The sequence below is a fragment of the Ornithinimicrobium sp. CNJ-824 genome (assembly GCF_001942405.1).
GTDB classification, from domain to species: domain Bacteria; phylum Actinomycetota; class Actinomycetes; order Actinomycetales; family Dermatophilaceae; genus Ornithinicoccus; species Ornithinicoccus kibberensis.
In genome coordinates this window covers 1-20,785 of record NZ_MKKA01000008.1, presented here as the reverse complement: position 1 = coordinate 20,785, position 20,785 = coordinate 1, and the positions used below count along the sequence as shown (strand labels likewise).

The 20,785-nt window shown below is 70.7% G+C and carries 19 protein-coding genes, 1 tRNA gene and 1 pseudogene; 16 read left to right on the top strand and 5 right to left on the bottom strand.

The genetic code is table 11. From position 1 onward, the window contains the following. Positions 1-42: 42 nt before the first annotated feature. The 4 genes from BJF81_RS03405 to BJF81_RS20530 all read left to right on the top strand — a co-directional run bounded on the left by BJF81_RS03405 (position 43) and on the right by BJF81_RS20530 (position 3,115). Positions 43-453, top strand: a complete 411-nt coding sequence (locus tag BJF81_RS03405; RefSeq protein ID WP_075957164.1) for a hypothetical protein — start codon at positions 43-45, stop codon at positions 451-453. Then, positions 450-1,142, top strand: a complete 693-nt coding sequence (gene pdxH / locus BJF81_RS03400) for a pyridoxamine 5'-phosphate oxidase (protein ID WP_237769990.1) — start codon at positions 450-452, stop codon at positions 1,140-1,142. The genes BJF81_RS03405 and pdxH overlap by 4 nt, the downstream gene beginning before the upstream one ends. A 31-nt stretch (positions 1,143-1,173) precedes the next feature. Continuing rightward, entirely contained in the window at positions 1,174-1,857 is a 684-nt protein-coding gene (locus tag BJF81_RS03395) for a metal-dependent transcriptional regulator (RefSeq protein ID WP_075957163.1), read from the top strand. 400 nt (positions 1,858-2,257) lie between these two features. Then, the gene (locus tag BJF81_RS20530; protein WP_075957162.1) at positions 2,258-3,115 is read left to right on the top strand and encodes a C40 family peptidase; all 858 of its coding nucleotides are present in this window, start codon (positions 2,258-2,260) and stop codon (positions 3,113-3,115) included. A 73-nt stretch (positions 3,116-3,188) separates the two neighbouring features. Here BJF81_RS20530 and BJF81_RS03385 read toward each other — a convergent pair whose 3' ends face one another. Both BJF81_RS03385 and BJF81_RS03380 read right to left on the bottom strand, forming a co-directional pair. Further along, entirely contained in the window at positions 3,189-4,265 is a 1,077-nt protein-coding gene (locus BJF81_RS03385; protein WP_075957161.1) for a hemolysin family protein, read from the bottom strand. Then, positions 4,262-5,704 carry a hemolysin family protein gene (locus BJF81_RS03380; RefSeq protein ID WP_075957160.1) on the bottom strand — a complete coding sequence of 481 codons (1,443 nt, stop codon included), beginning with the start codon at positions 5,702-5,704 and terminating at the stop codon, positions 4,262-4,264. The genes BJF81_RS03385 and BJF81_RS03380 overlap by 4 nt, the downstream gene beginning before the upstream one ends. A gap of 118 nt (positions 5,705-5,822) precedes the next feature. Between BJF81_RS03380 and BJF81_RS03375 the strand changes: the two genes are divergently transcribed. From BJF81_RS03375 to BJF81_RS03330, 10 genes are all read left to right on the top strand, one after another. Beyond that, on the top strand, positions 5,823-6,257 hold the full coding sequence (locus BJF81_RS03375; protein WP_202817416.1) for a fluoride efflux transporter FluC: 435 nt from the start codon (positions 5,823-5,825) through the stop codon (positions 6,255-6,257). Continuing rightward, entirely contained in the window at positions 6,254-6,607 is a 354-nt protein-coding gene (locus BJF81_RS03370; RefSeq protein ID WP_075957159.1) for a CrcB family protein, read from the top strand. Before BJF81_RS03375 ends, BJF81_RS03370 begins: the two co-directional genes overlap by 4 nt. A 145-nt stretch (positions 6,608-6,752) precedes the next feature. Next, positions 6,753-7,988: a metallophosphoesterase family protein gene (locus BJF81_RS03365; RefSeq protein WP_237769989.1), complete on the top strand. Its 1,236-nt coding sequence runs from the start codon at positions 6,753-6,755 to the stop codon at positions 7,986-7,988. Beyond that, positions 7,985-10,786, top strand: coding sequence for an AAA family ATPase (locus BJF81_RS03360; RefSeq protein WP_075957158.1), 2,802 nt, complete (start codon positions 7,985-7,987; stop codon positions 10,784-10,786). The genes BJF81_RS03365 and BJF81_RS03360 overlap by 4 nt, the downstream gene beginning before the upstream one ends. 89 nt (positions 10,787-10,875) lie before the next feature. Further along, positions 10,876-11,340: an SRPBCC family protein gene (locus BJF81_RS03355; RefSeq protein WP_075957157.1), complete on the top strand. Its 465-nt coding sequence runs from the start codon at positions 10,876-10,878 to the stop codon at positions 11,338-11,340. 50 nt (positions 11,341-11,390) lie between these two features. Continuing rightward, a tRNA-Arg gene (locus tag BJF81_RS03350) sits at positions 11,391-11,463 on the top strand. Between the two features lie 362 nt (positions 11,464-11,825). Next, positions 11,826-14,114, top strand: a complete 2,289-nt coding sequence (locus BJF81_RS03345; protein WP_269087300.1) for an AAA family ATPase — start codon at positions 11,826-11,828, stop codon at positions 14,112-14,114. Between the two features lie 950 nt (positions 14,115-15,064). Next, positions 15,065-15,652 carry an XRE family transcriptional regulator gene (locus BJF81_RS03340; protein WP_075957155.1) on the top strand — a complete coding sequence of 196 codons (588 nt, stop codon included), beginning with the start codon at positions 15,065-15,067 and terminating at the stop codon, positions 15,650-15,652. A 56-nt stretch (positions 15,653-15,708) separates the two neighbouring features. Continuing rightward, complete coding sequence (locus BJF81_RS03335; protein ID WP_075957154.1) at positions 15,709-16,194, top strand: hypothetical protein; 486 nt, start codon at positions 15,709-15,711, stop codon at positions 16,192-16,194. Between the two features lie 145 nt (positions 16,195-16,339). After that, entirely contained in the window at positions 16,340-16,822 is a 483-nt protein-coding gene (locus BJF81_RS03330; protein WP_029202545.1) for a nucleotidyltransferase domain-containing protein, read from the top strand. Between the two features lie 452 nt (positions 16,823-17,274). Here the strand turns inward: BJF81_RS03330 and BJF81_RS03325 are convergent, their stop codons facing one another. Then, a complete protein-coding gene (locus BJF81_RS03325; protein ID WP_202817415.1) occupies positions 17,275-17,904 on the bottom strand; it encodes a hypothetical protein in 630 nt (209 codons plus the stop codon). 836 nt (positions 17,905-18,740) lie between these two features. Between BJF81_RS03325 and BJF81_RS03320 the strand changes: the two genes are divergently transcribed. Continuing rightward, on the top strand, positions 18,741-19,187 hold the full coding sequence (locus BJF81_RS03320) for an AAA family ATPase (protein WP_075957153.1): 447 nt from the start codon (positions 18,741-18,743) through the stop codon (positions 19,185-19,187). Between the two features lie 21 nt (positions 19,188-19,208). Here BJF81_RS03320 and BJF81_RS03315 read toward each other — a convergent pair whose 3' ends face one another. Together BJF81_RS03315 and BJF81_RS17165 are read right to left on the bottom strand one after the other, a co-directional pair. After that, positions 19,209-19,445, bottom strand: coding sequence for a hypothetical protein (locus BJF81_RS03315; protein ID WP_058891358.1), 237 nt, complete (start codon positions 19,443-19,445; stop codon positions 19,209-19,211). A 529-nt stretch (positions 19,446-19,974) separates the two neighbouring features. Continuing rightward, the gene (locus tag BJF81_RS17165) at positions 19,975-20,172 is read right to left on the bottom strand and encodes a hypothetical protein (protein ID WP_143780643.1); all 198 of its coding nucleotides are present in this window, start codon (positions 20,170-20,172) and stop codon (positions 19,975-19,977) included. 357 nt (positions 20,173-20,529) lie between these two features. Here BJF81_RS17165 and BJF81_RS17160 point away from each other — a divergent pair. Next, positions 20,530-20,679, top strand: a pseudogene (locus BJF81_RS17160) (IS110 family transposase); the annotation flags it as partial. Positions 20,680-20,785: the final 106 nt, after the last annotated feature.

Genomic DNA, 20,785 nt, shown 5'->3' with positions numbered 1-20,785 from the left:
GACCTAGCGTGGGGCGCGCGCCCACCCCGACCAGGAGGATCCGTGCCCACCCCCGTCAACCTCGCCAAGCTGGCCATGAAGTACGGCCCCGTCGTCTACACGCTCGCCCAGAAGTACGGACCCCAGGTCGCCGAGCAGATCCTGCGCAAGGACGCCCCGGCCCGGCAGTTCGTCGACGGGCAGCGCCAGCGCCTCGGGTCGGGCGCGAGGAAGCAGGCGCTCGCCCACGCCGACAGCCTCGTCGACGGCGCCGTGCAGCAGGTCTTCCACGCGGGCGAGCCCTACTGGGTGGTGTTCTCCCGCAACGAGCCCGTCGGGGTGCACCCGCACACCAACCTGCCCTACGAGACGCTGCTGCTCAACGCCGACCCGAGCAAGCGCCGCCGCCCCGAGGAGGTGCGCCGGACCGTCTCGCTGCCCCGGACGCCCCGCCGGACGAGGCGGCAGCCGTGAGCATCGGTCCGTTCTCGGCCCTCCGGGTGGACTACGAGGGGGAGGGCCTGTCCGAGGAGGGCTGCCCCGCCGCGCCCTGGACGCTCCTGCAGGACTGGATCGGCGCGGCCGTCGCCCGGCAGCAGGAGCGGGGCGACGTGCCGGAGCCGCTGTCGATGTCCGTGGCCACGAGCGACCCCGACGGTCTGCCCGACGTGCGGACCGTGCTGCTGCGCGACCTGGACCTGCGCGGCCCGGCCTTCTACACCTCGACCACCTCCGCCAAGGGCGAGCAGCTGGCCGCCAACCCCGGGATGGCGGTGGCGCTGACCTGGCCGGCCATGTTCCGGTCCGTGCGCATGCGCGGGTATGCCGAGGCGCTGCCCCGTGCACAGGTCGAGGACTACTTCCGCAGCCGGCCGTGGGGCGCCCGCGTCGGGGCGCACGCCTCGGCCCAGTCCCGGCCGGTGCCGGACCGCGCGACGCTGGAGACGGCATACCGGGAGAGCGCGGAGCGCTTCCCCGACACCGGTTCGCCGGACGACGTCCCGGTGCCTGAGGGGTGGGGCGGCTACCGGCTCGTGGCCGACCGGGTGGAGCTGTGGGCCGGACGGCGCAGCCGGCTGCACGACCGGATCGTGTGGGAGCGGGTGGGGCCGGGCGGGCTGGACGAGCCGGCGGCCTGGCACCGGCTGCGGCTGCAGCCCTGACGCCCGACGCGACGGCTCGTAGGATGACCGCGTGAGCGAGCTGATCGACACCACCGAGATGTACCTCAAGACCGTCCTCGAGCTCGAGGAGGACGGGGTGGTGCCGATGCGGGCGCGGATCGCCGAACGCCTGGGACAGTCCGGGCCTACGGTGTCCCAGACGGTCGCCCGGATGGAGCGTGACGGCCTGCTGCAGCTTGCGCCCGACCGGCGGCTCGAGCTGACCGACGAGGGGCGGCTGGCGGCCGTGCGCGTCATGCGCAAGCACCGGCTGGCCGAGCGCCTCCTCGTCGACGTCATCGGTCTGGACCCGGCCTACGTGCACGAGGAGGCCTGCCGCTGGGAGCACGTCATGAGCGAGCAGGTCGAGCAACGGATCCTCGAGCTGCTGGAGGACGGCACCACCTCGCCGTACGGCAACCCGGTCCCCGGGCTCGTCGAGCTGGGGCGGGCGGAGGCCGCGCCGGCCCAGGGCCGTCCCAGCGTCGAGCTGGCCCGGGCGGCGGCGGGGGAGCGGGTCGAGGCCGTGGTCACCCGGATCGGGGAACCGGTCCAGGTGGACCCGGAGGTGCTCGGCCTGCTGCTCGAGTCCGGGATCCGTCCCGGCGCGCACGTGCGGGTGTGGACCGAGGACGAGCGCACCATCGTGGAGGCGCTCGACGGCGAGGCGGTGTCGCTGCCCGTGGACGTCGCCGCCCACGTATTCTGCCGCTAGGCCGAGGCCGGGCGGGCGCCCGCCCCCGGTCCTCCCCGGATGTGACTTCCGTCACGATCTGCCCGGTGGGGGTTGGCCCTGACCGCCCGTCGGCGCAGGTCGGAGGGTATGCCCCACCCGCAGGGGTGGCCCCCCGTCCACAGGGCCGTGACCGGAACGTGACATTCGCCCGGGGGGCTGTGTAGCCTCGGCTGCGCTCCTCTCCCCTGGAGGAGAACCCGCGCGCACCGCCGAGTCCTGCCAGCGCGTCCGGGACCAGCACGAGCACCGCGTGGCAGGAGCGGGGGAACCACCTTCGGGGCAGCGACGCCCCTGGGGCTTACGGCCCGGCGCCCACCGGACCGGGGGACCTTCCATCCCCAGCCCGACAGCTCACCCCGCAGGCACTGGAGGACACCCCGTGACCCACCGCACCCTCGGCCGCCACCGTCGGCCCACCCGGCTGGCCACGGCCGGCACCCGTCTGACCCGCTCCGCCGCCATCGCCGCGACCTCGACCGGACTCGTCGCCGGCGCCGCCCTCAGCTCGGGCGCCACGCCCCAGGACCGCTCGACCGGGGTCGCGCCGGCCGACGCGCTCCTGCGGGTCGTCGACCACGTCGCGGCCGCCGAGCGTCCCGCGGTCGCCGCCAAGGCCCCCGACGTCGTCGAGGCCGCCCGCAGCTTCGGGACGACCGGCTTCTCGGCCGCCCGGGTCGTCACGGCGGCCCCGGCCGCCGACCGAGCCCAGGAGCAGGTGGCCGAACGCGCCGCCCAGCAGGTGGCCGAGCGGGAGGCGCCCGCGGCGAGCCGCACCCAGGAGCGGGAGGCCGCGCCGCCCGCTCAGCAGCAGGCCGCCCCCGCCCAGCAGGCCCAGCCCGAGCCGGCCCCCGAGCCGACGCCCGCCCCCGCGCCGGCCCCGCAGCCTGCTCCCGCTCCGAGCGGTGGTGTCCTGTCGGTCGCCGCCGCCTACACCGGGATCCCGTACGTCTGGGGAGGAACCACCCCGGCCGGATTCGACTGCTCGGGCTACACCCAGTACGTCTTCGCCCAGGTCGGGATCGCGCTGCCGCGCACGGCGGCCCAGCAGCAGGCCTACGCCACCCCGGTGAGCAACCCGCAGCCCGGCGACCTGGTGTTCTACGGCTACCCCGCCTACCACATGGGGATCTACGCCGGGAACGGGATGATGTACGACTCGCCGCGCCCAGGGAAGTTCTCCTCCCTGCGGCCCATGTTCGACGGCGTCTCCGGCTACGGTCGGGTCACCGGAGGCTGATCGGCCCCCTCCGCAGCACGACGAGGGCCCCCGTCCGAGCCGGACGGGGGCCCTGCTGCATGGCGACGGCCGGTCAGGAGGTTGCCACCTCCGCGGACGCCTCGTCCGACTCGTCGTCGAACTCGCCGAGGATCTGCTCGAGGATGTCCTCCATCGAGGTCATGCCCACCACCCGGCCCTGGTCGTCGCGGACCAGGGCCAGCTGGGCGCGCTGCTGGCGCAGGGCGGCCACGGCGTCGATGAGGGGCATGGTGGCCTGGATGGAGGCCACCGGCTGGAGGAAGTCCCCCAGGGGAAGGTCGGCGCGGTCGCGGGCGGTGGCCAGGATGGCGTCCCGCACGTGGACCAGTCCCCGGATCCTCCGCGTGCCCGCCCGCCCGGTCGGCTCGACGACGAAGAGCCGGGACCGGCCGCTCTCGCGGCTGACCCGCTCCACGTCCGCGGCGGTGGCGGTCCGGGGGACCGTGACCGCGGCGGCCGTCGGGAACATCACCGCCGCCACCGTCTCCTCCTCCAGCCGCAGCGCACCGGTGAGGATCTGGTGGTCGGCGTCCTCCAGGACCCCGTGCTCGTAGGACTGGGCCAGGAGCAGCTGCAGGTCCGCCGGGGTCTGGGCGTTGCCGAGCGTGTCGACCGGGTCGACCCGCACCAGCCGCAGCATGAGGTTGGCGAGCTCGTTCATCACCCACAGGACCGGGCGCATGACCCAGGTGAAGGCGCGGAAGGGGAGGGCGAGCAGCACCGCCGAGGTCTCGGGGTGGGAGATCGCCCACGACTTGGGGGCCATCTCGCCGACGACCATGTGGAGGAAGACCACGACGGCCACCGCGATGACCACCGAGATGGCGTGCACCATGACGTCCGGCGCCCCGAGCCAGGCGATGAGCGGGTCCAGGGCGTAGGCCAGCGCCGGCTTGGCGATGGCCCCCAGGGCGAGCGTGCACAGGGTGATGCCCAGCTGCGCGCCCGCCAGCATGAGGGACAGCTCGCGGGAGGCGCCGACGGCGGCGCGCGCCGCCCGGCTGCCCTCCTCGGCCCGCTCCTCCAGACGGTGCCGCTTGGCGGCCACGATGGCGAACTCGGCGGCCACGAAGAAGGCGTTGGCGGCCAGCAGCAGCACGCTGACGACCATGGCGGTGGCAGTGCTCATCGGGCCACCTCCAGCGTCTCGTCCGTGGTGATGAGCAGGGCGGTGTCGGAGGACAGCGCGGCCCGCTCGTCCTCGCTGAGCCGCGCCCAGTCCCCGACGCTCCGCGTCACGACGGGGTGCAGGGTGACGGTCTCGGGCACGTACCGGTGCACGGTCACCACGTCGACACGGGTCTGGTGCACGTCGTCGTCCCCCTCGCCGTTCCGGCTGGTCCAGCGGACCAGCACGCTGTCCCCCTCCTCAGCGGTGCGGCCGAGCCGGTCCAGGACCAGGCCCGAGAGGGTGTCGTAGTTCTCGTCCTCGGGCAGCTCGACCCCGGTGACCTGGGCGACCTCGTCGATGCGCAGCCGGGCCGACAGGTCCCACAGGCCGTCGGCCCGGGCCTGGCTGGTGGACTCCTCCACGTCGTCCTCGTCCCAGATCTCGCCGACCACCTCCTCGGCGACGTCCTCGAAGGTGACCACCCCGGCGAAGCCGCCGTACTCGTCGACGACGACGGCCAGCTGCTGGTGCGCCGAGCGCAGCTCCTCGAGCACGCGGGGCAGCGGCAGCGACTCCGGCACGATGAGCGCCTCGTCGGCCAGGTCGCGCACCGAGGTGGCGGCCCTGCTGCCCGGGTCCACCTGCAGCAGGTCGTGCAGCCCGATGACGCCGACGACGTCGTCGATGTCCCGGCCGACGACCGGGAAGCGGGCGTGCCCGGACTCCAGGGCCTCCAGGACCACGGCCACCGTCTCGTCGGCCTGGATGGTCATGACCGACGGCCGCGGGGTCATGACCTCGCCGGCGACACGGTCACGGAAGGCGAGCCCACGCTCCAGCAGCGTGGAGAGCTCCTCGTCGAGGGTTCCGCCGCTCTGCGACTCGGCGATGATCCGCGTCAGGTCCTCCGGGGTCGCCCCCTGGGGCAGCTCCTCGACCGGCTCGATGCCCACGGAGCGCAGCAGGGCGTTGGACGCGGAGTCGAACAGGCGGATGACCGGCCCGAGCACGGCGAGGTAGGCCAGGGTGGAGCGGGAGAGCGCCCGGGCCAGGGGGACGGGACGCGCGATGGCCCAGTTCTTGGGCCCCAGCTCGCCGATGACCATCTGCAGGACGGTGGAGAAGACGAGGACGCCGACCGAGAAGGCCGAGACCATCGCGGCGCGGGTCAGCGGCCCGGCGTCCCCGAAGGTCTCGGACAGCCCCCGGACGAGCAGCTCCTCCCCGAGGTAGCCCACGAGGAGGGCGGTGACGGTGATGCCGAACTGGGCCCCGGAGAGGGTGAAGGAGAGCCGGGAGGTGACCTTCAGGGCCCGCTGCGCGGGCGCGTCCCCCTCGTCGGCCAGCTGGCGGAGCCGCCCCCGGTCGACGCTGACGTAGGCGAACTCCTGGGCCACGAAGTAGCCCGTCATGACGGTGAGGACGACCACGACCGTCACGCCGGTCGCGATCAGCACGGGGTCCCCTCCCCGAGGATGTGCAGCCGGGGCGAGCCCGGCCCGGTACTACCGGGGTGGTCGGTGGATGACGCGTCGTTCATCCGCCCAGTGTACGGCGGGCAGTAGGGTTCTCGGCGTGTCCGGCGGTGCGGTGGTGCTCCTCGTCGCCCTCGGCGGCGCGGTCGGCTCCCTCCTCCGCTGGGGGCTGGAGGGGTGGGTGGAGGCATGGGGCGGAGGCCACGTGGGGACCCTGCTGGTCAACGTCCTGGGGTGCCTCATCATGGGGGTGCTCCTCACCTGGCGCCGGCTTCGGTCGGTCCCCGTCTGGGCTCCTCCCCTCCTCGGCACCGGGGTGCTCGGGGGCTTCACGACCTTCTCCGGGTATGCGGTGTGGGCCCGCGTCGTCCCCTCCGCCGAGCGGACCTCCGCGCTGGTCCACCTGGGCCTGACCCCGGTGCTGTGCCTCGCCGCGCTCGCCGCGGGGGCGTTGCTCGCGGGGCGCGTGCTCGGCATACCCGTGCGTCCTCACCACGGCATCCCCACGCCTCCCTCCCACGGCGGCGCCCCATGACGCCCTGGTTGGCCGCCCTGGCCGTCGCCGCGGGAGGTGCAGTCGGCGCGGTCCTGCGCTGGGCCCTGGCACGGTGGCTGGGGGAGGGGGCGGGCCTGGCCCTGGCGAACGTGGTCGGGTCGGCCGCGCTGACCGCGATCGTGCTCCGGGCCACGGGATGGCCCGCGCCGGTCGTGCTGCTGCTGACGACCGGGGTGTGCGGGGCCCTGACCTCGTGGAGCACGCTCGCCGCCCAGGTCTGGTGGGCCGCCGTCCAGGGCCGGTGGCGCGTCGCGGCCCGGGTGCTGGGGGGCTCGCTCGGGGGTGGCCTGGCCGCCGTCCTGCTCACCTGGTCGGCCCTGGGGCGCTGAGGCGGACGGCCCCCGGGCACGGCCCGGAGGCGACACGGCCCCTGCTGCGGGGGTCTGTCGGTGCCACCTCCTACGGTGGTCAGCAGATGGAGGCCCGGGACGAGGAACCGGGCGCTGATGCCGATCGAGGTCGAGGAGGGCGAGGGTGGGAGTCCGGCTGCTGCACACCGCCGACTGGCAGATCGGCATGACCCGGCGCTTCCTGGAGCCCGAGGCACAGGCGCGGTTCACCGCGGCGCGGGCCGACGCGGTGCGACGGCTGGGCGGAGTCGCCCGCGACCAGGGCTGCGACCTCGTCGTCGTCTGCGGAGACGTCTTCGAGAGCAACCACCTGACCCCGCAGACGGTCCGTCGCGCGCTCGACGCGCTCCGGTCGGTCCCCGTGCCCGTCTACCTCCTGCCCGGCAACCACGACCCGCTGGACGCCGCCTCGATCTACCGCAGCGAGCTCTTCCGGACCGAGGCGCCCGACCACGTCCACGTGCTGGACCGTGCGGGGATCCACGAGGTGGCCCCGGGGGTGGAGCTGGTCGCGGCTCCCTGGGAGAGCAAGCACCCCGGCCGTGACCTCGTCGCCGAGGCGCTGGCCACGGTGCCCTCCGGGCCGGCCCCCGACGGGGTCGTCCGAGTCGTCGTGGGCCACGGGGCCGTCGACGAGCTGGACCCCGACCGCCGCAGCGACAGCACCATCCGTACCGGGCCCCTGGTGGCCGCGCTCGAGGAGGGCCGGGTGCACTACGTCGCGCTGGGCGACCGGCACTCGCGGACGACCGTCGCCGGTCGCACCGACCTGCGCTACTCCGGGGCCCCCGAGCCGACCCGGGAGACCGAGGTCGCCCCCGGCGACGTCCTCGTCGTGGACCTCGACCCCCGGCGGGAGGAGGTCGCCCGGGTGACCCCCCACCGGGTGGCGACGTGGTCGTTCCGCGTGGTCGACCGTCGGGTGGACGGCGAGCCGGACCTCGCCGCGCTCGACCGCGAGCTGGACGACCTCCCCGACAAGGACCGCACGATCGTGCACCTGCAGCTGGCGGGCACCCTGACCGTGCCCGACCTGGCCCGCCTGGACGCGCTCCGGGAACGGCACCGCGACCAGCTCGGGGCCCTGGTCGAACGCGACCGCCACCAGGACGTGGTGGTCGTCGAGGGGGACGACGACGCGTGGGAGACGCTGACGGTCGGCGGCTTCATCGCCGCAGCGGCGGCCGAGATCCAGGTCGCGGCACGGGCCGGCGGCCCACCGTCCGTGCCGACGGCCACGGCAGGGTCCGGGAGAGGGGCGGCGTCCGCCTCGACGTTCGTCGCCGGTCGGCCCGACGACGAGGAGAGCGCCCGCGACGCGCTCGCGCTGCTCTACCGGCTCACGAGGGGGTCGGCATGAGGCTGCACCGGATCACCCTGCGGGACGTCAAGGGGGTGGCCGACCGCACGGTCGACCTGCCCGACCGGGGCGTCGTCGTCCTCGAGGGGCCCAACGAGGTGGGCAAGACGACCCTGGTGGAGGCCTTCGACCGGCTCCTGGACCTGCGGTGCACCTCGGCCAGCGCCCTGGCGCGCTCTCTGCAGCCCGTCGGCCGTGACGTCGGCCCGTTCGTGGAGGCCGAGCTCACCGTGGCAGGCCGACGGATCCGCATCGCCAAGCGGTGGCTCCGGTCCCCCCTGGTGGAGCTCGACGTCCTGGGGTCGGCGCCGGAGCACCTCACGGGGTCGGCGGCGCAGGCGCGGCTGGACCAGCTGCTCGACGGTGCCCTCGACCGGACGCTGTGGCGGGCCCTGCGCCTGACCCAGTCCGGTGACGGGGCCGTCGCCCCCCTCGTGGGGAGCGGGGCGTTGCGTGAGGCCCTCGACGCCGCCGTCGAGGCGCACACGCACGACGGTGACGGCGAGCGCGTGCTCGACGCGGTCGAGGAGGAGTACCGGCGCTACTTCACCGCCCGGGCGGGGCGCCCCACCGGCGACTACCGCTCCGCCATCGAGGCCCACCACCGGGCCCAGCAGGAGGTGGCCGAGGCGCACCGGCTCCTCGAGGAGGCGAACCTGCTCCTGGACCGGCAGCAGGCCGCACGGACCGAGCTCGCTGATGCGGACCAGCGCCTCGTCGCGGCGCGCGACGAGGCGAGGGAGGCCCAGCAGCGTCTGGAGGAGCTCGAGGTCGTCCGCGCCGCCCGGCGCGGCGCCACCGAGGCCCACCGGCTCGCCCAGGAACGGTCCCGGGCCGCCCGGCGCGAGCTGGACGCCAGGAGACGGCTGGTGGCGGACCTCGACGGACTGACCACGCGGGTGCAGGAGGACGAGCAGGCCCTGGCGGACCTGGAGGCCCAGGCGCAGGGGCTGGCCCCCGCCCTGACCGAGGCCGAGGACCAGCGTCGCGCGGCCGAGCAGGCCGTCGCGGCGGCCGAGGAGGCGCTGCGCACGGCCCGCGCGGACCTGGACCACTGCCACGACCGCGCCAGGCTGGCCGAGCGTCAGGGCCTGGCCGACCGGCTGCAGCGGCGTGGCGCGCAGCTCGCCCAGGCGCGGGCCGCGGTGCCGCGGACCCCTGTGACGGCCGAGGAGCTGCGCGCCCTGGAGCGTCAGGAGCAGGACCTGGCCGTGCTCACCGCCCGGCACGAGCAGGCCAGCGCCAGCGTCGTGGTCGAGTCGCTCGGGGCCGACGTGGACGTGGCGCTCGTCGGCGGGGTGGAGGACGGTGCGGACGGGGGTCGACGGGTGGGGCCGGCCACCACGGGCACCTTCCGGGTCACCCAGGACCTGGAGGTGACGGTGCCGGGAGCCGTGCGCATCCGGGTCGGCACCGGCTCCGACGCCGAGCAGCGGCGGGCCGACCTCGAGGTCTCGCACGCCGCCCTGCAGGCGGCCCTCGACCGGCTGGGGTGCACCGACGTCGACGAGGCCCGCGAGCTGGCGACCCGGACCAGGGAGAGCGCAGCCGCTGTCCGCGAGCTCGAGCGCGAGGTGGAGACGCTCCTGGCCGCGCAGGGGACGACCGGCAACGGCGCGGTCGACGTGGTCGAGGGTGGCGACCTGCCTGGGCCGCTTCGTCGCGAGCTCGCGGCCCTGCGAGCACGGGTCGAGGACGAGGCCATGCTCCGGGGAGCGCGCCAGGACGCGCAGCCCCTCCCTGAGGACGTCGATGCGGCCCGGACGACCGAGCGCGCCGCGGCCGAGGACCTGAGCCGGTGCCGTCGGCGTCTGGACGTGGCGACGACGAGCGTGGAGCAGTGCCGCCGGCGCGCCGCCGACGTCGTGGCGGCGGTGGACCGGCTGGCCTACCGGCTCGAGGCCGACCGGACACGCCTGGTCGACCTGGAGGCAGCCGTGCGGTCCGCACGCGCCGACGTCCAGGACGATGCACTCGCGGTCGCCGCCGAACGGTGCGCGGCGGAGGAGTCCGCCGCGGCCGCCGAGCTGGAGCGTGCCGCGGCGGCCGAGACCGCCGCGGACGCCGACAGGGTCGCCGCCCGCGCCCACGAGGCCGAGCGACGCTCGGCCCGGCTCACCGAGGAGGCGGACCGTGCCCGGGAGGTGCTGCACACGCTCTCCGGCCAGGTGGAGCTGGCCGCCAGCGAAGGGCGTCAGGAGCTGTACGAGCTGGCCGAGGCCGGCCTCGACGAGGCGGAGCGTCGGCTGGCGGCCCTCGACCGGCGTGCACGCGCGGTCAGGCACCTGCGCACCACCCTGCACAGCCACCGGGACGCGGCCCACCGTGCCTACGTGCGGCCCTTCACCGAGGCGCTGGACCGGCTCGGACGGCAGGTCTACGGGCCGACGTTCGCGGTGACCGTCGACGAGGAGCTCTCGCTCCGTGCCCGCAGCCTGGAAGGTTCCACCGTGCCTTTCGAGGAGCTGTCCGGCGGGGCCAAGGAGCAGCTGGGCATCCTGGCCCGGTTGGCCGTGTCGAGGCTGGTCGAGCCGGCGCAGGGGGTGCCCGTCGTCATCGACGACGCCCTCGGCTACAGCGACCCGGCGCGGCTGCGGAGGATGGGGGAGGTGCTGGGAGCGACCGCCGGGCCGGACACGGACCTGCAGGTGGTCCTGCTCACCTGCACCCCGGGTCGCTACGCCTCCGTGCCCGGCGCCCGCACGATCCGGCTGGACCCGGAGGACCCGGTCGCAGTGTCTTCAGGTCGCGCGGACGTCGAGGACCGACGGCCCGCCTCCCTGGACCGGAGCGCCTGAGCGCCCACGGGTCGGCGCCGGCCGGCGGCGGAGCTGTCCGGGGGCGGTGCCCGGTCGCGCGTGTCCGGAAGCCCCGTTAGCGTCGAAGGATGAGCGACCAGAAGAGCATCACCGTGACCCGCACCATCGACGCCTCCGCCAAGGACATCTTCGACGTCCTGTCCCTCCCCGAGCACCACGTCCAGATCGACGGGGCAGGTTTCGTCCGGTCGGTCGACCACGGCGACCGGATCACCGGCACCGGCCAGACGTTCACGATGAACATGTCCGGGGAGCACATGGGCGGGGACTACCAGACCGACAACCACGTGACCGGATACGAGGAGGGCAAGCTGCTCGCCTGGCAGACCGCCCCCGCAGGGACCGAGCCCAAGGGCTGGCAGTGGGTGTGGGAGCTGGTGCCGCAGGGGCCGGACAGCACCGAGGTGCGCCACACCTACGACTGGAGCAACGTCACCGACCAGGAGCTGCTCAAGAAGATCAGCCTTCCGCTCGTCTCCGAGGAGCAGATGGAGGAGAGCCTCAACCGGCTCGCGGCCGCCGTCGCCTCCTGAGCGCCCGACGTGAGAAGATCGACCCCGCGCCCGGCCACCCGGCCGGGTCTGCCCTCGTAGCTCAGGGGATAGAGCACCGCTCTCCTAAAGCGGGTGTCGCAGGTTCGAATCCTGCCGGGGGCACGTCACATCTGTGCAGGTCAATGAGTTGCTGACGCCTAGAGACTGCCGCCCAGGTCGATTCCCGGAAAGACCCCGGAGGAGATGGTCGCGTCGGCACTGGGGGCGGGGTGGGGACGCGACCGTGGACGTGGCAGAGACGCGGGCATCGCCGCAGGTCACGGGGTGGGGACGCTCCAGGGACGTTTCCGGGGACGTGGTGGGGACGTGCGTCCCCAGGTCGTCGCCGCACGTGTCCTGAAGGTCCTGGAGGGCGCGCGGGCGACGTGGCAGGTGTGGCACGTGCGCGCCGAGACCCTGCGCCAGCTCCGCACCGCGCAGGTCCCCCTGGAGAAGCTCGAGGCGTACCAACGTGACGTCCAGCGATGGGTCTTGCACGGCTTCTCGGTGCCGGTCGGGGTGCCGCCGGAGCTGGGCGAGCCGGAGGTTCTGCGCCGCCCGGACGGGCAGTCCGCGCACACGGTGCACGGCAGCAGGCCTACACCTCGAGGGCGATCCTGGCCGCCGAAGAGGAGCTCCTCGGCCTGGGGTTGCGCCGCGACGGCCGCCAGGCCGACCGGGTCGTCGTGGAGGACGTCCTGGCCGGCCAGAGTGGAGACGGTCCGGGACTGGACCGGTCTCAGGTGGCAATGGTCGGCACCCTGGCCACGAGCGGGTGCCGGATCCAGGTCGCTCTCGCCCCGGCCGGCGCGGGGAAGACCGCTGCCCTACGGGTGCTGGCTCGGATCTGGGAGGAATCAGGCGGCACCGTCCTCGGGCTGGCACCTACGGCGGTCGCGGCCGAGGAGCTCGGACGCGCCACCGGCATTCATGCCGACACCCTTGCCAACCACCTCCACCAGAAGGGCGCGGCAGGTGCCTCACCGGGAACCGGGACGACGTCTGACTTGGGCGGAGCCGTCGGCCCGGGGACGTTGGTGCTGATCGACGAGGCAGGCATGGCCGGCACCGGCGACCTCGCGGCCGTGGTCCAGCATGTCGTCGACGCCGGTGGCAGCGTGCGGCTGGTCGGGGACGACCAGCAGCTGGCCGCCGTGGCGGCCGGTGGCATCTCCCGGGACCTGGCCGAGCAGGGCCACGCGCACGGCACCACTGCGACCCTGACCGAGCTGCACCGGTTCACCGCCCCCGCCGAAGGAATCGCCACCCTCGCCGTCCGCGATGGTGACCCCGCCGGACTGGACCACTACCTCGACCACGGCCGGGTCCACGCCGGTGACACCGGGGACGTGGTCGAGGCGGCGTACGCCGCCTGGTCCGCCGACCAGGAGGCCGGCTTGTCGAGCCTGCTGCTGGCCGCGACCCGGGACACCATGCGTGAGCTGAACCAGCGCGCCCGGACCGACCGCCTCGACACCGCCGGGCAACCGCCCGGACGCGAGGTGGCCCTGGCCGACGGCACCCGCGCAAGCGCCGGCGACACGATCATCACCCGCCGCAACGACCGCGCCCTGCGCGCTGGAGATGGGTCCTGGGTCAAGAACGGCGACCGGTGGCACGTCCTCGCCGTCCACCCTGCCGGGAGCATCATTGTCGAACGCCACCGCGACGGCCGCAGGAGCCGCCCTGCCAACTTCACCCTGCCGGCCGGGTACGTGGCGGAGCACGTACAGCTGGGGTACGCCAGCACCATCCACGGCGCCCAGGGCGCCACCGTGGACACCACCCACACCGTCCTCACGGGAACCGAGTCCCGGCAGGCGCTGTACGTCGCCCTCTCCCGCGGCCGGGCCACCAACCACCTCTACCTCGACACGCCCAGCGCCTCGCTGGACGGTGTTGGCCCGGAGGGGCAAGGCACGGTGCTCGATCCGCGGCAGGTGCTGATCGACATCCTCTCCCGCGACGGCCGCGGGCTCTCGGCCACCACCGTCGAGCGCGGCGACGCCGCCCGGATGCTGCGGCAGGCGGTGCTGGCCTACCAGGACGCCCTGCCCGTCCTGGCCCAGCAGCACCTCGGACCCGAGCGCATGGCGGACCTGGACGCCGCGCTCGAGCAGCGGGTTCCCAGCATCACCGGAGCACCCGCCTACCCCCACCTGCGGGGCCAGCTCGCGCTGCGCTGGGTCGACGGAACCTCGCCGCTCAGGGTGGTCGAGCAGGCAACCTGGTACCGCGGCACCCAGACCCTCACCGAGGCCGACGACCCCGCAGCCGCTCTCGCCTGGCGCATCGCCGGCGCCACCGCACCGTCCCACCGCGACGCACCCCTGCCCTGGCTGCCCGACATCCCGGACGTCCTACGGCAGGGCGCGGAGACGAGCGACTACCTCGACCGACTCACCCGTCGGATCGACGACCTCAAGCAGCGCCTCGCCGACGAAGCCAGCCAGGCCGGCGCGTTCGACCGCACGCCATGGCGGCGGACCCTGCCCCCGGACGTCGACGACCAGCTCATCAGCGACCTCGCCGCCTGGCGAGCCGCCCACGAGATCCCCGACACGGAGCCCAGCCCGGCGGGTCCGCCCATCAAGGAACCCCAGGCAGCCAGGCACCAGAGCCGACTCATCCGCCGACTGACGGTGCCGTCACCGGTCTCCTCCGCGTCCACGGTAGACGCCGCGCCCGACAGGCTCCGAGCCGGTCAACGACAGGCAGAGCGCCACCGACTCCATGACGGTGCTACCCGCCAGCCGTCTGGTCCTTCGCGATGACCGTACGTCGATCACAAAGGATGCGGAAAGCGCGCGCGGTCGATACATCGCTGTACCGCCGAGGTGCGTGACATCGCGACTCCGCCGATGTCCGGATGCTCGAGAACTTCCTCCGGATGCCCGACACGCCCATGTCAGGACGCTGGTACCTGACGCTGGCGGGCCAGAACCGCTTCGGGATCGTGGGCGACTACGCCGGAGGGCCGGCGGTCGACTCCACTCGATGGGTATGCCACCCCTCGGTGCCGCCAACCTCCGGCGATCCCCTCCGGCTGGGAGGCCGCCGGTCGTGCGGCTACTACTGTTGCAGGCGTACGATCACTTGGGTAGTTTGCGCATCACAGCAGGTCAGGGCGGTGGCGGAGGAGTTAAGTTTTGGCTAAAGTGGGGGGATGCGTACCCAGGCAGCTCGTTGTAGTGGGAAGGGTGTATCGCATCTCCTACGCCCTCCGTGCGGACCGGTCTGCGCCTGCGCAGGAGTTCATGACCGCCCTCTCTCAGGGACGATTCCCGGGGCCACCGTCAAACAGCGCTGACGACCAGATAAGTGACCATGCTGCACTCCTGGCCAACTTCCGCTACTTCGCCATTAACGGTGAGCCTCGCCGGCCTGGCCACGTTAACGCCTTGGAAGATGGCATATGGGAATTCAAGCGAGCAGAGATGCGTGTCTCATTCTTCGACACTGACGGTAACGGGGGGGTATGTGCCGAAGGGGAAGCTCCGAGAAGGCGACCCCGACTGGTGCGAGGAGAATGCCTTCCCCGAGGTTCCCGACTTCGATGAAGATCTTAGATTGGGCCACTGTTTCGGGAAGACGGGACAACGTACTACACCTGAAGACATCACTCAAACATTGAGAGTGCGAGAGGAGGATCTGGAGCATGACCAGAAGGCGTGAAAGGCGATCGGGCGAAAGACGACCCAGTGCCCGGGAGACTCCTGATTCCGTGTTCGAATCGGTCATGGCGGATCCCCGCTTGCGCGTCGAACTTATTGCGGCTGATTTCGCTGACGAGGTAGCATCCTTGATCCAAGAAACTTTCAAGGACGCTTCGATTAGTCAGGCAGAGATCGCACAAATTCTGGGAGTTTCCGAAGCTCGGGTCACGCAAATCAAGCAGACCGACGGGAACTTGTACGTAGCCACGCTGGCGAAGACCCTTGCGGCTCTCGGTTACAGCCTCGAACTGAGGGCTCGTCCCGCCGAGTGGGCCCAGATGGTTGCCAACGATCTACCGCTCACGAGCGCGTGCGTTGACCGGAGTGGACTTGTGCCGATCACTTCGAGTCCGCGGGCCGCTCGACGGTCCCCCTCTAAGAGCAAGCAGTGGGTGCAGAAGTTCATCTCCAGCGAAGGGGTGGATGAACTCTCCTACGGATTTGTTCATGCCAGAGGGCACGACGTGCAACCAGTGGGAGAGCCAAGGCAGGCCGATTCGATGGCCTCCATTGCTCGGACTTATGGGCGTCCTCAGCCAAGCGCCGGCGTCAGTGAGCCAGGCCGAACTGCGCTACGAGAATTGACGCCGCAGTGACCTCTGAGGCGAGTAACGCCGTAGACGGCGTAGACGTGAACGATGTGACTCTCAATATGATCACCCTGCATGCAGAATCGTGTCAACGGCTGGGTTCGATTGAGGACGAGTCACGGCTCGAGGTCGACTGGGCAAGGGCCCACAGCAGGGCTTCCGTTGAAGACAGCGTTTTCTTTCGCATCATCAACGATTTCTCTATTCGTGAGCCCGGAGAACAGGGCGCGACCGAGATAGCCCGGTCCTCTTTCCAGTACGTTGTAGTTATGACGTGTGGCGACCCGGAAAGTGCTGGCGCCATTGCTTCTAGTGCGGCCTGGCTCTCGACCGCACAGCGCCTAGTTCATCCGCTGGTGCGTTCACGCCTCCTCACGCAGATGAGCGAGATGAACATCGCACTGTCGCCACTGCCATTGGTGGGGCCTGGGTCCGAGGACTCTCAGGATCTTGACCTCCTGGAGACGGAAGATGCCGAGGCGATCGATCATGCGGATGGGTCAGACGCTTCAGAAGGGTTCCCGGAGGGCCGGCCGAGAGCGGACTGACGTAGTCGCGTCGAATCACGCAAGGAAGGCCTCCTCTTGGTACGCGTATTCTGGCTGGCTCTGGGCGCGCGTGCGTCATGGAGACAGCACGCGGATCTGCCGCGGGTCGTACGGACCCTAGTACACGGGAAGGGAGACTTCTCCTATGAAGAACTCCTCCCGGATGACCGCCGCCGAGGTGGTGCAGATCGTCGCCTGGCTTCACGCCAACGGGGTGGTCTATCAGGTCAACGGCGGATGGGGTGTCGATGCGTTGGTCGGACGACAGACTCGCTCCCACCAAGATCTCGACGTGTTCATCGACGAAGATCACGAGGCCGAGTTCATGGCCTGGCTCACCTCCCGCGGCTATCGGGTCACCGAGGATTGGCGACCAGTCCGCGTGCAGCTATCGAGTCACTCAGGGCAAGTAGACGTCCATGCAATGCGCTTGGACCCGGCCGGCAACGGAGTCCAGCAAGGTCTGGACGGCGAGGTGTACCTCCACCCTTCTGAGCAGAGAGTTACCGGCCTAATCGACGGCCAAGCGGTCGTCGTGGCCAGTGCCGGGCGAGCCCGCGAGCTTCGAAGGGGCTATCCCATGCGTGCCGTAGACCTCCACGACCTTGCCGTACTCGACGAGCTGTAGGCATCCTGTTCTGCCGCTCCGAGCGCAACGCACCGGGGCCGACCAGCTCTGAGCGTGGTCATGCTTGCGCTACCCGATCGTCCACCACCCAGCGACGTTTCCAAGATGGGCGACGGCAGGCATGAAGAGGAACCCCCACGCCGCCCCGTCATAGCGTGGCGCGCCTGCCCGCTCCCAGCGCTTCCGTTCAGATCGACTCTCTGCCAACCTCGCTTGGCGGTTCTGCTCGCGCGCGGTTTCGTATACCCACCTACCCATTTGCATACCCGTGCCTAAGACCAACAGTGATGCAATAAAGACTTGGTTCACGGCTTCCCTTTCCAAAGCGTCGACTGGCAAGCCATGCTATTCGAAGCGGAAGTTCCGGTAAGAACTTCTTACCTGGAACCGACGCCCCTGCTTCCGGCGCTCCAAGAGGCTAGTGATCTTGTCGATGTCGTTCGGCCGCATCTTCACGCCCGGCACTTCGTTCGAACCTGCTCGACGGTCACGGGAGCCCATCGCTCAGGCCTGTTCATCATGTCCGCCTTTAGCTTGTCCTCCTCGTTCCACTTGAGGCCTGAGTCATAACCGGCAGCCCAGGCCGCGAGGTGCTCGAGAATCTCGCCGACCCCATTGGGCAACACATCAACGGACTGCTCCTCGACCACCCCAAGAGACGGCCTGAGTTCACCCCCCGGAAGGAGCCTCGTGGCTCTAGCATCCTCAACCCAAGTCTCAGTCTCCGCCACGTTCCACTCGATCACCACGAGTGCATCGCAGTCGACGCCCCACAGATCGTTGAGATGCTGACGGTCGGGCCAGGCATGTAGGACACGCCGGTGTGCGAGCGACTCTACGGCCAATCCCCGCCAAGTGAGATGCGTCGCGTCGTGTCGTGAGACCAACCGCCGGAGGCTCTCTTCTGGGATCTGCCGTCGAGGAGTCACCACGACGATCGAACCTCCAGATTGCTTCAACAGCCATGAAATCGCACGCCGATTCTGTGTCTCTCGCGAGTCCTGATCGCCCAGTTGTGACACCGCGACTGGAAAGGAGTACTCGATGGATGACATGACGCCCCTTCTGCTGCTCTCGGTCAATTACCGAAGCCTAGCGACGGGTCCTGACAACCCGTTGTCGCTCGTGCGTTCGCCCCTCCAGCGACTGTGCTCTGGAGAGCGCAGGGACAGGTCGACTACGTGCGCTCCACCCGGGCTTGACTTACTCTCCTGCCGCTGTCGGCGCGCAGCGTCCGACCATGAGTCTGGTGAGGAGGCTCGGATCGCCGTCGAGATGCGGACGGGTCTGGTCGCAACGTCACGGTTCGGTCGCGTTCTACCCTCTGTCCTGGTGCGGTCAGACGAACTGGCGCTACGTTCAGTCATGCGCAGCAGGGGAACCGCGGTCCTCGTCCTCACCGCCAGCTTCGGCCTAGCCTTCTGGCTCGGCACCGGACCACTGGCCCTGCTCTACACCCCCCACTGGGCCGCCGAGGCAATCCCCGTTCTATTTGGGCCCTTGGCCCTGATCGCGGCCCTGCTCGCGCCCCGCTCAGTGCCTTGGAGCCTTGGTGGATACGGCGTGGGAGTCATCCTCGGTGAAGTGATCGGCGAGCATACTTACGCGGCACAGCAGGCGCACTTGAACGCGCAGTTGGCCGACCCCGCGTACTTGCAGGACTGGGAACCGAGCCACCCCGGATGGTGGATCGCAACCCTTGCTTTTCTGACCCTGACCGGAACCGGCTGCTGGCGAGGGGCGACGAGCCGCCCGCCGCTCGGACACAGCATCGAACCGGACTGCCGCCCTCGTCGGTTCATCTCCGGTCACTGGTCCATCCATCGCTCGCGGTTCCCGAAGGCTGCACTGAGGCCGACGTCCCGGCATCCTCTTCTGCCGCTTCCGGGAAGTTTCGCCCAGCCAGTAGGTTGCGGTCATGGCACGGATCTTGGTGACCGGGATGTCGGGTGCTGGCAAGACGACCCTCTTGCACGAGCTTCGCCGGCGGGGCCATCAAACGGTCGACACCGACTACGGCGGGTGGGAGGACCATCCGGGGCGGTGGGACGAAACACGCATGTCAAGCCTGCTTGCGGAGCACGACACGATCGTCGTCTCCGGAACCGTTGAGAACCAGGTCCTCTTCTACGACCGATTCGAGCACATCATTCTGCTTAGTGCACCGGTCAGCGTCCTGCTCGACCGCGTGCGAGGTCGGACCAACAACCCCTACGGCAAGACAACGCGTGACCAGATGGAGATCCGTGAGTATGCGGAGACCGTCGAGCCCCTGCTCCGCCGCGGAGCGACCCTTGAAGTAGATGGCACCCGCCCGGTCAACGACCTAGCCGACGTCGTCGAGCAACTGATCCGAACTCACTGACATGCCGCGTGGAGCGCGGAGTCAGTGGTCGTGTTGCTGCAGGTCCTGTGCGACTCGATCCCTGAAGTCCTTGTGCGTATTGCCTATGGGCAACTGCATCACCAGCCGCGCCTGAACTTCATCCCAGCCGAAGGAATCCTGCAGCGCGTGCAGGGCGTCCTCGAAGTCAGCCGATGCCGTCACCGTCTGCAGAACTCGGATGGGGTCCTTCAGAGCTTCGTTAACGGCGACAAGGGTGTGCAGGCGCTGGTCAGGCATGCCCGAGTCTGGCACGGCGGGCCTTCATCCAGTGCGCGCTACTGCCGCGGGGAGGGCGACCGTCCTTAGGAGTCCCTGCGAGCTCGCCAGGCTAACGCCGCCAGCACAGCAGTAGTAGGTGTCCAAATGGTCCGCTCCGGCCAAGACGGCGAGATGCCGTTCATGATGGCGCCGACCCCCATGAGCGCACTGACGCCAGTGAGCACCTGGCGGCGCACCTTCACCGAAGTGTGACGGTTCGCGACCGCAATAGAGAGCCCCGAATAGAACAGGGCCGCTCCAGCGCTCACGACCCTAAGGCGGTTTGGCAGCACACCGCCGTGAGCGCCGCCGTAACTGGCGCGACCCCAAGGGGCGCCAGCGGCAAGTGCAACTTGGAAAGCGGCGACCCCACCTAGACCTACGGCCGTAGCACTACGCTCCAGGGAGCGCGGCCAACCCTTACCACCCGATGTCAGGGAGCTGTCCTCAATCACCGGGTCATCATGCCGCATCCTCAAATGCCGCGAGTCGCGACACGTGTATCTGGCTACGGAGAGGCGGTGGGCCACCAACGCTTGGCGAGCGTCACGCCGTTGTCGAATCGACACTCAACCGGCAACGGAAACAGGCGATTCTCGAAGCTGACCTCTTGAGCGTCAGCGAAGCGCTCATCGAATCCGAAGAGCAGCCCGCATTTCTGCTCTGCAGCTCGCCAGTTCACAGCAGAGGCGACGAACAGGGCCACGCAACCCAAAACGACTACGAGGCAAGCCACCGCGGTGGCTCGTAGTCCGGTACCCCTCACAGCCCGGATCCTATGCCTGGGCTCCTGGCGGGCCGACCGCCACGACCGGATCTAATGGGTTGTACCGATCCTCTGGCAGGCTCGGTTCCGGTAGCGGCCGGCGGGTCAGCACTCTCCGAATCTGATCGTTGAGGTCTTGCGGCAGACCGTGCGCCCGCCGGTCGTGAGGAGGCGTGACCGCTGCTGGGATGACGTGCCCCCAGATCATTCGGGTGAGCACTTGACCATTAGATCGCCGGGAGTCCTCCTCCACGCTGCTGAGCAAGGATCGCAACGAGGCGAAGGAGGGCAGTAGCGATGTTGTTCATAGGTGATGACTGGGCCGAGGACCACCACGACGTCGAGCTCGTCGACGGCCAGGGTCGGATCCTCGCGCGAAGACGCCTGCCCGAGGGGCTGGGCGGAATCACCCGGCTGCATGCCTTGGTCGCCGAGCATGCCCCCGAGGAGTGGGCGGACCTAGGGAAGCGCTGATCATTTCGCGGTGCCGGGGTGGCGTGCGGGGCTGGTGGGCGGTTGGCCGGGATGATGTTGGTGTGGTCGACGAGCAGCC

Coding starts and splice junctions, on each gene's coding strand:
- BJF81_RS03360 (WP_075957158.1), top strand. CDS start 7,985: ATGAGGCTGCACCGGATCACCCTGCGGGACGTCAAGGGGGTGGCCGAC.
- BJF81_RS03370 (WP_075957159.1), top strand. CDS start 6,254: ATGACGCCCTGGTTGGCCGCCCTGGCCGTCGCCGCGGGAGGTGCAGTC.
- BJF81_RS03320 (WP_075957153.1), top strand. CDS start 18,741: ATGGCACGGATCTTGGTGACCGGGATGTCGGGTGCTGGCAAGACGACC.
- BJF81_RS03315 (WP_058891358.1), bottom strand. CDS start 19,445: ATGCCTGACCAGCGCCTGCACACCCTTGTCGCCGTTAACGAAGCTCTG.
- BJF81_RS03335 (WP_075957154.1), top strand. CDS start 15,709: ATGATCACCCTGCATGCAGAATCGTGTCAACGGCTGGGTTCGATTGAG.
- BJF81_RS03345 (WP_269087300.1), top strand. CDS start 11,826: ATGGGTCTTGCACGGCTTCTCGGTGCCGGTCGGGGTGCCGCCGGAGCT.
- BJF81_RS03385 (WP_075957161.1), bottom strand. CDS start 4,265: ATGAGCACTGCCACCGCCATGGTCGTCAGCGTGCTGCTGCTGGCCGCC.
- BJF81_RS03355 (WP_075957157.1), top strand. CDS start 10,876: ATGAGCGACCAGAAGAGCATCACCGTGACCCGCACCATCGACGCCTCC.
- BJF81_RS03330 (WP_029202545.1), top strand. CDS start 16,340: ATGAAGAACTCCTCCCGGATGACCGCCGCCGAGGTGGTGCAGATCGTC.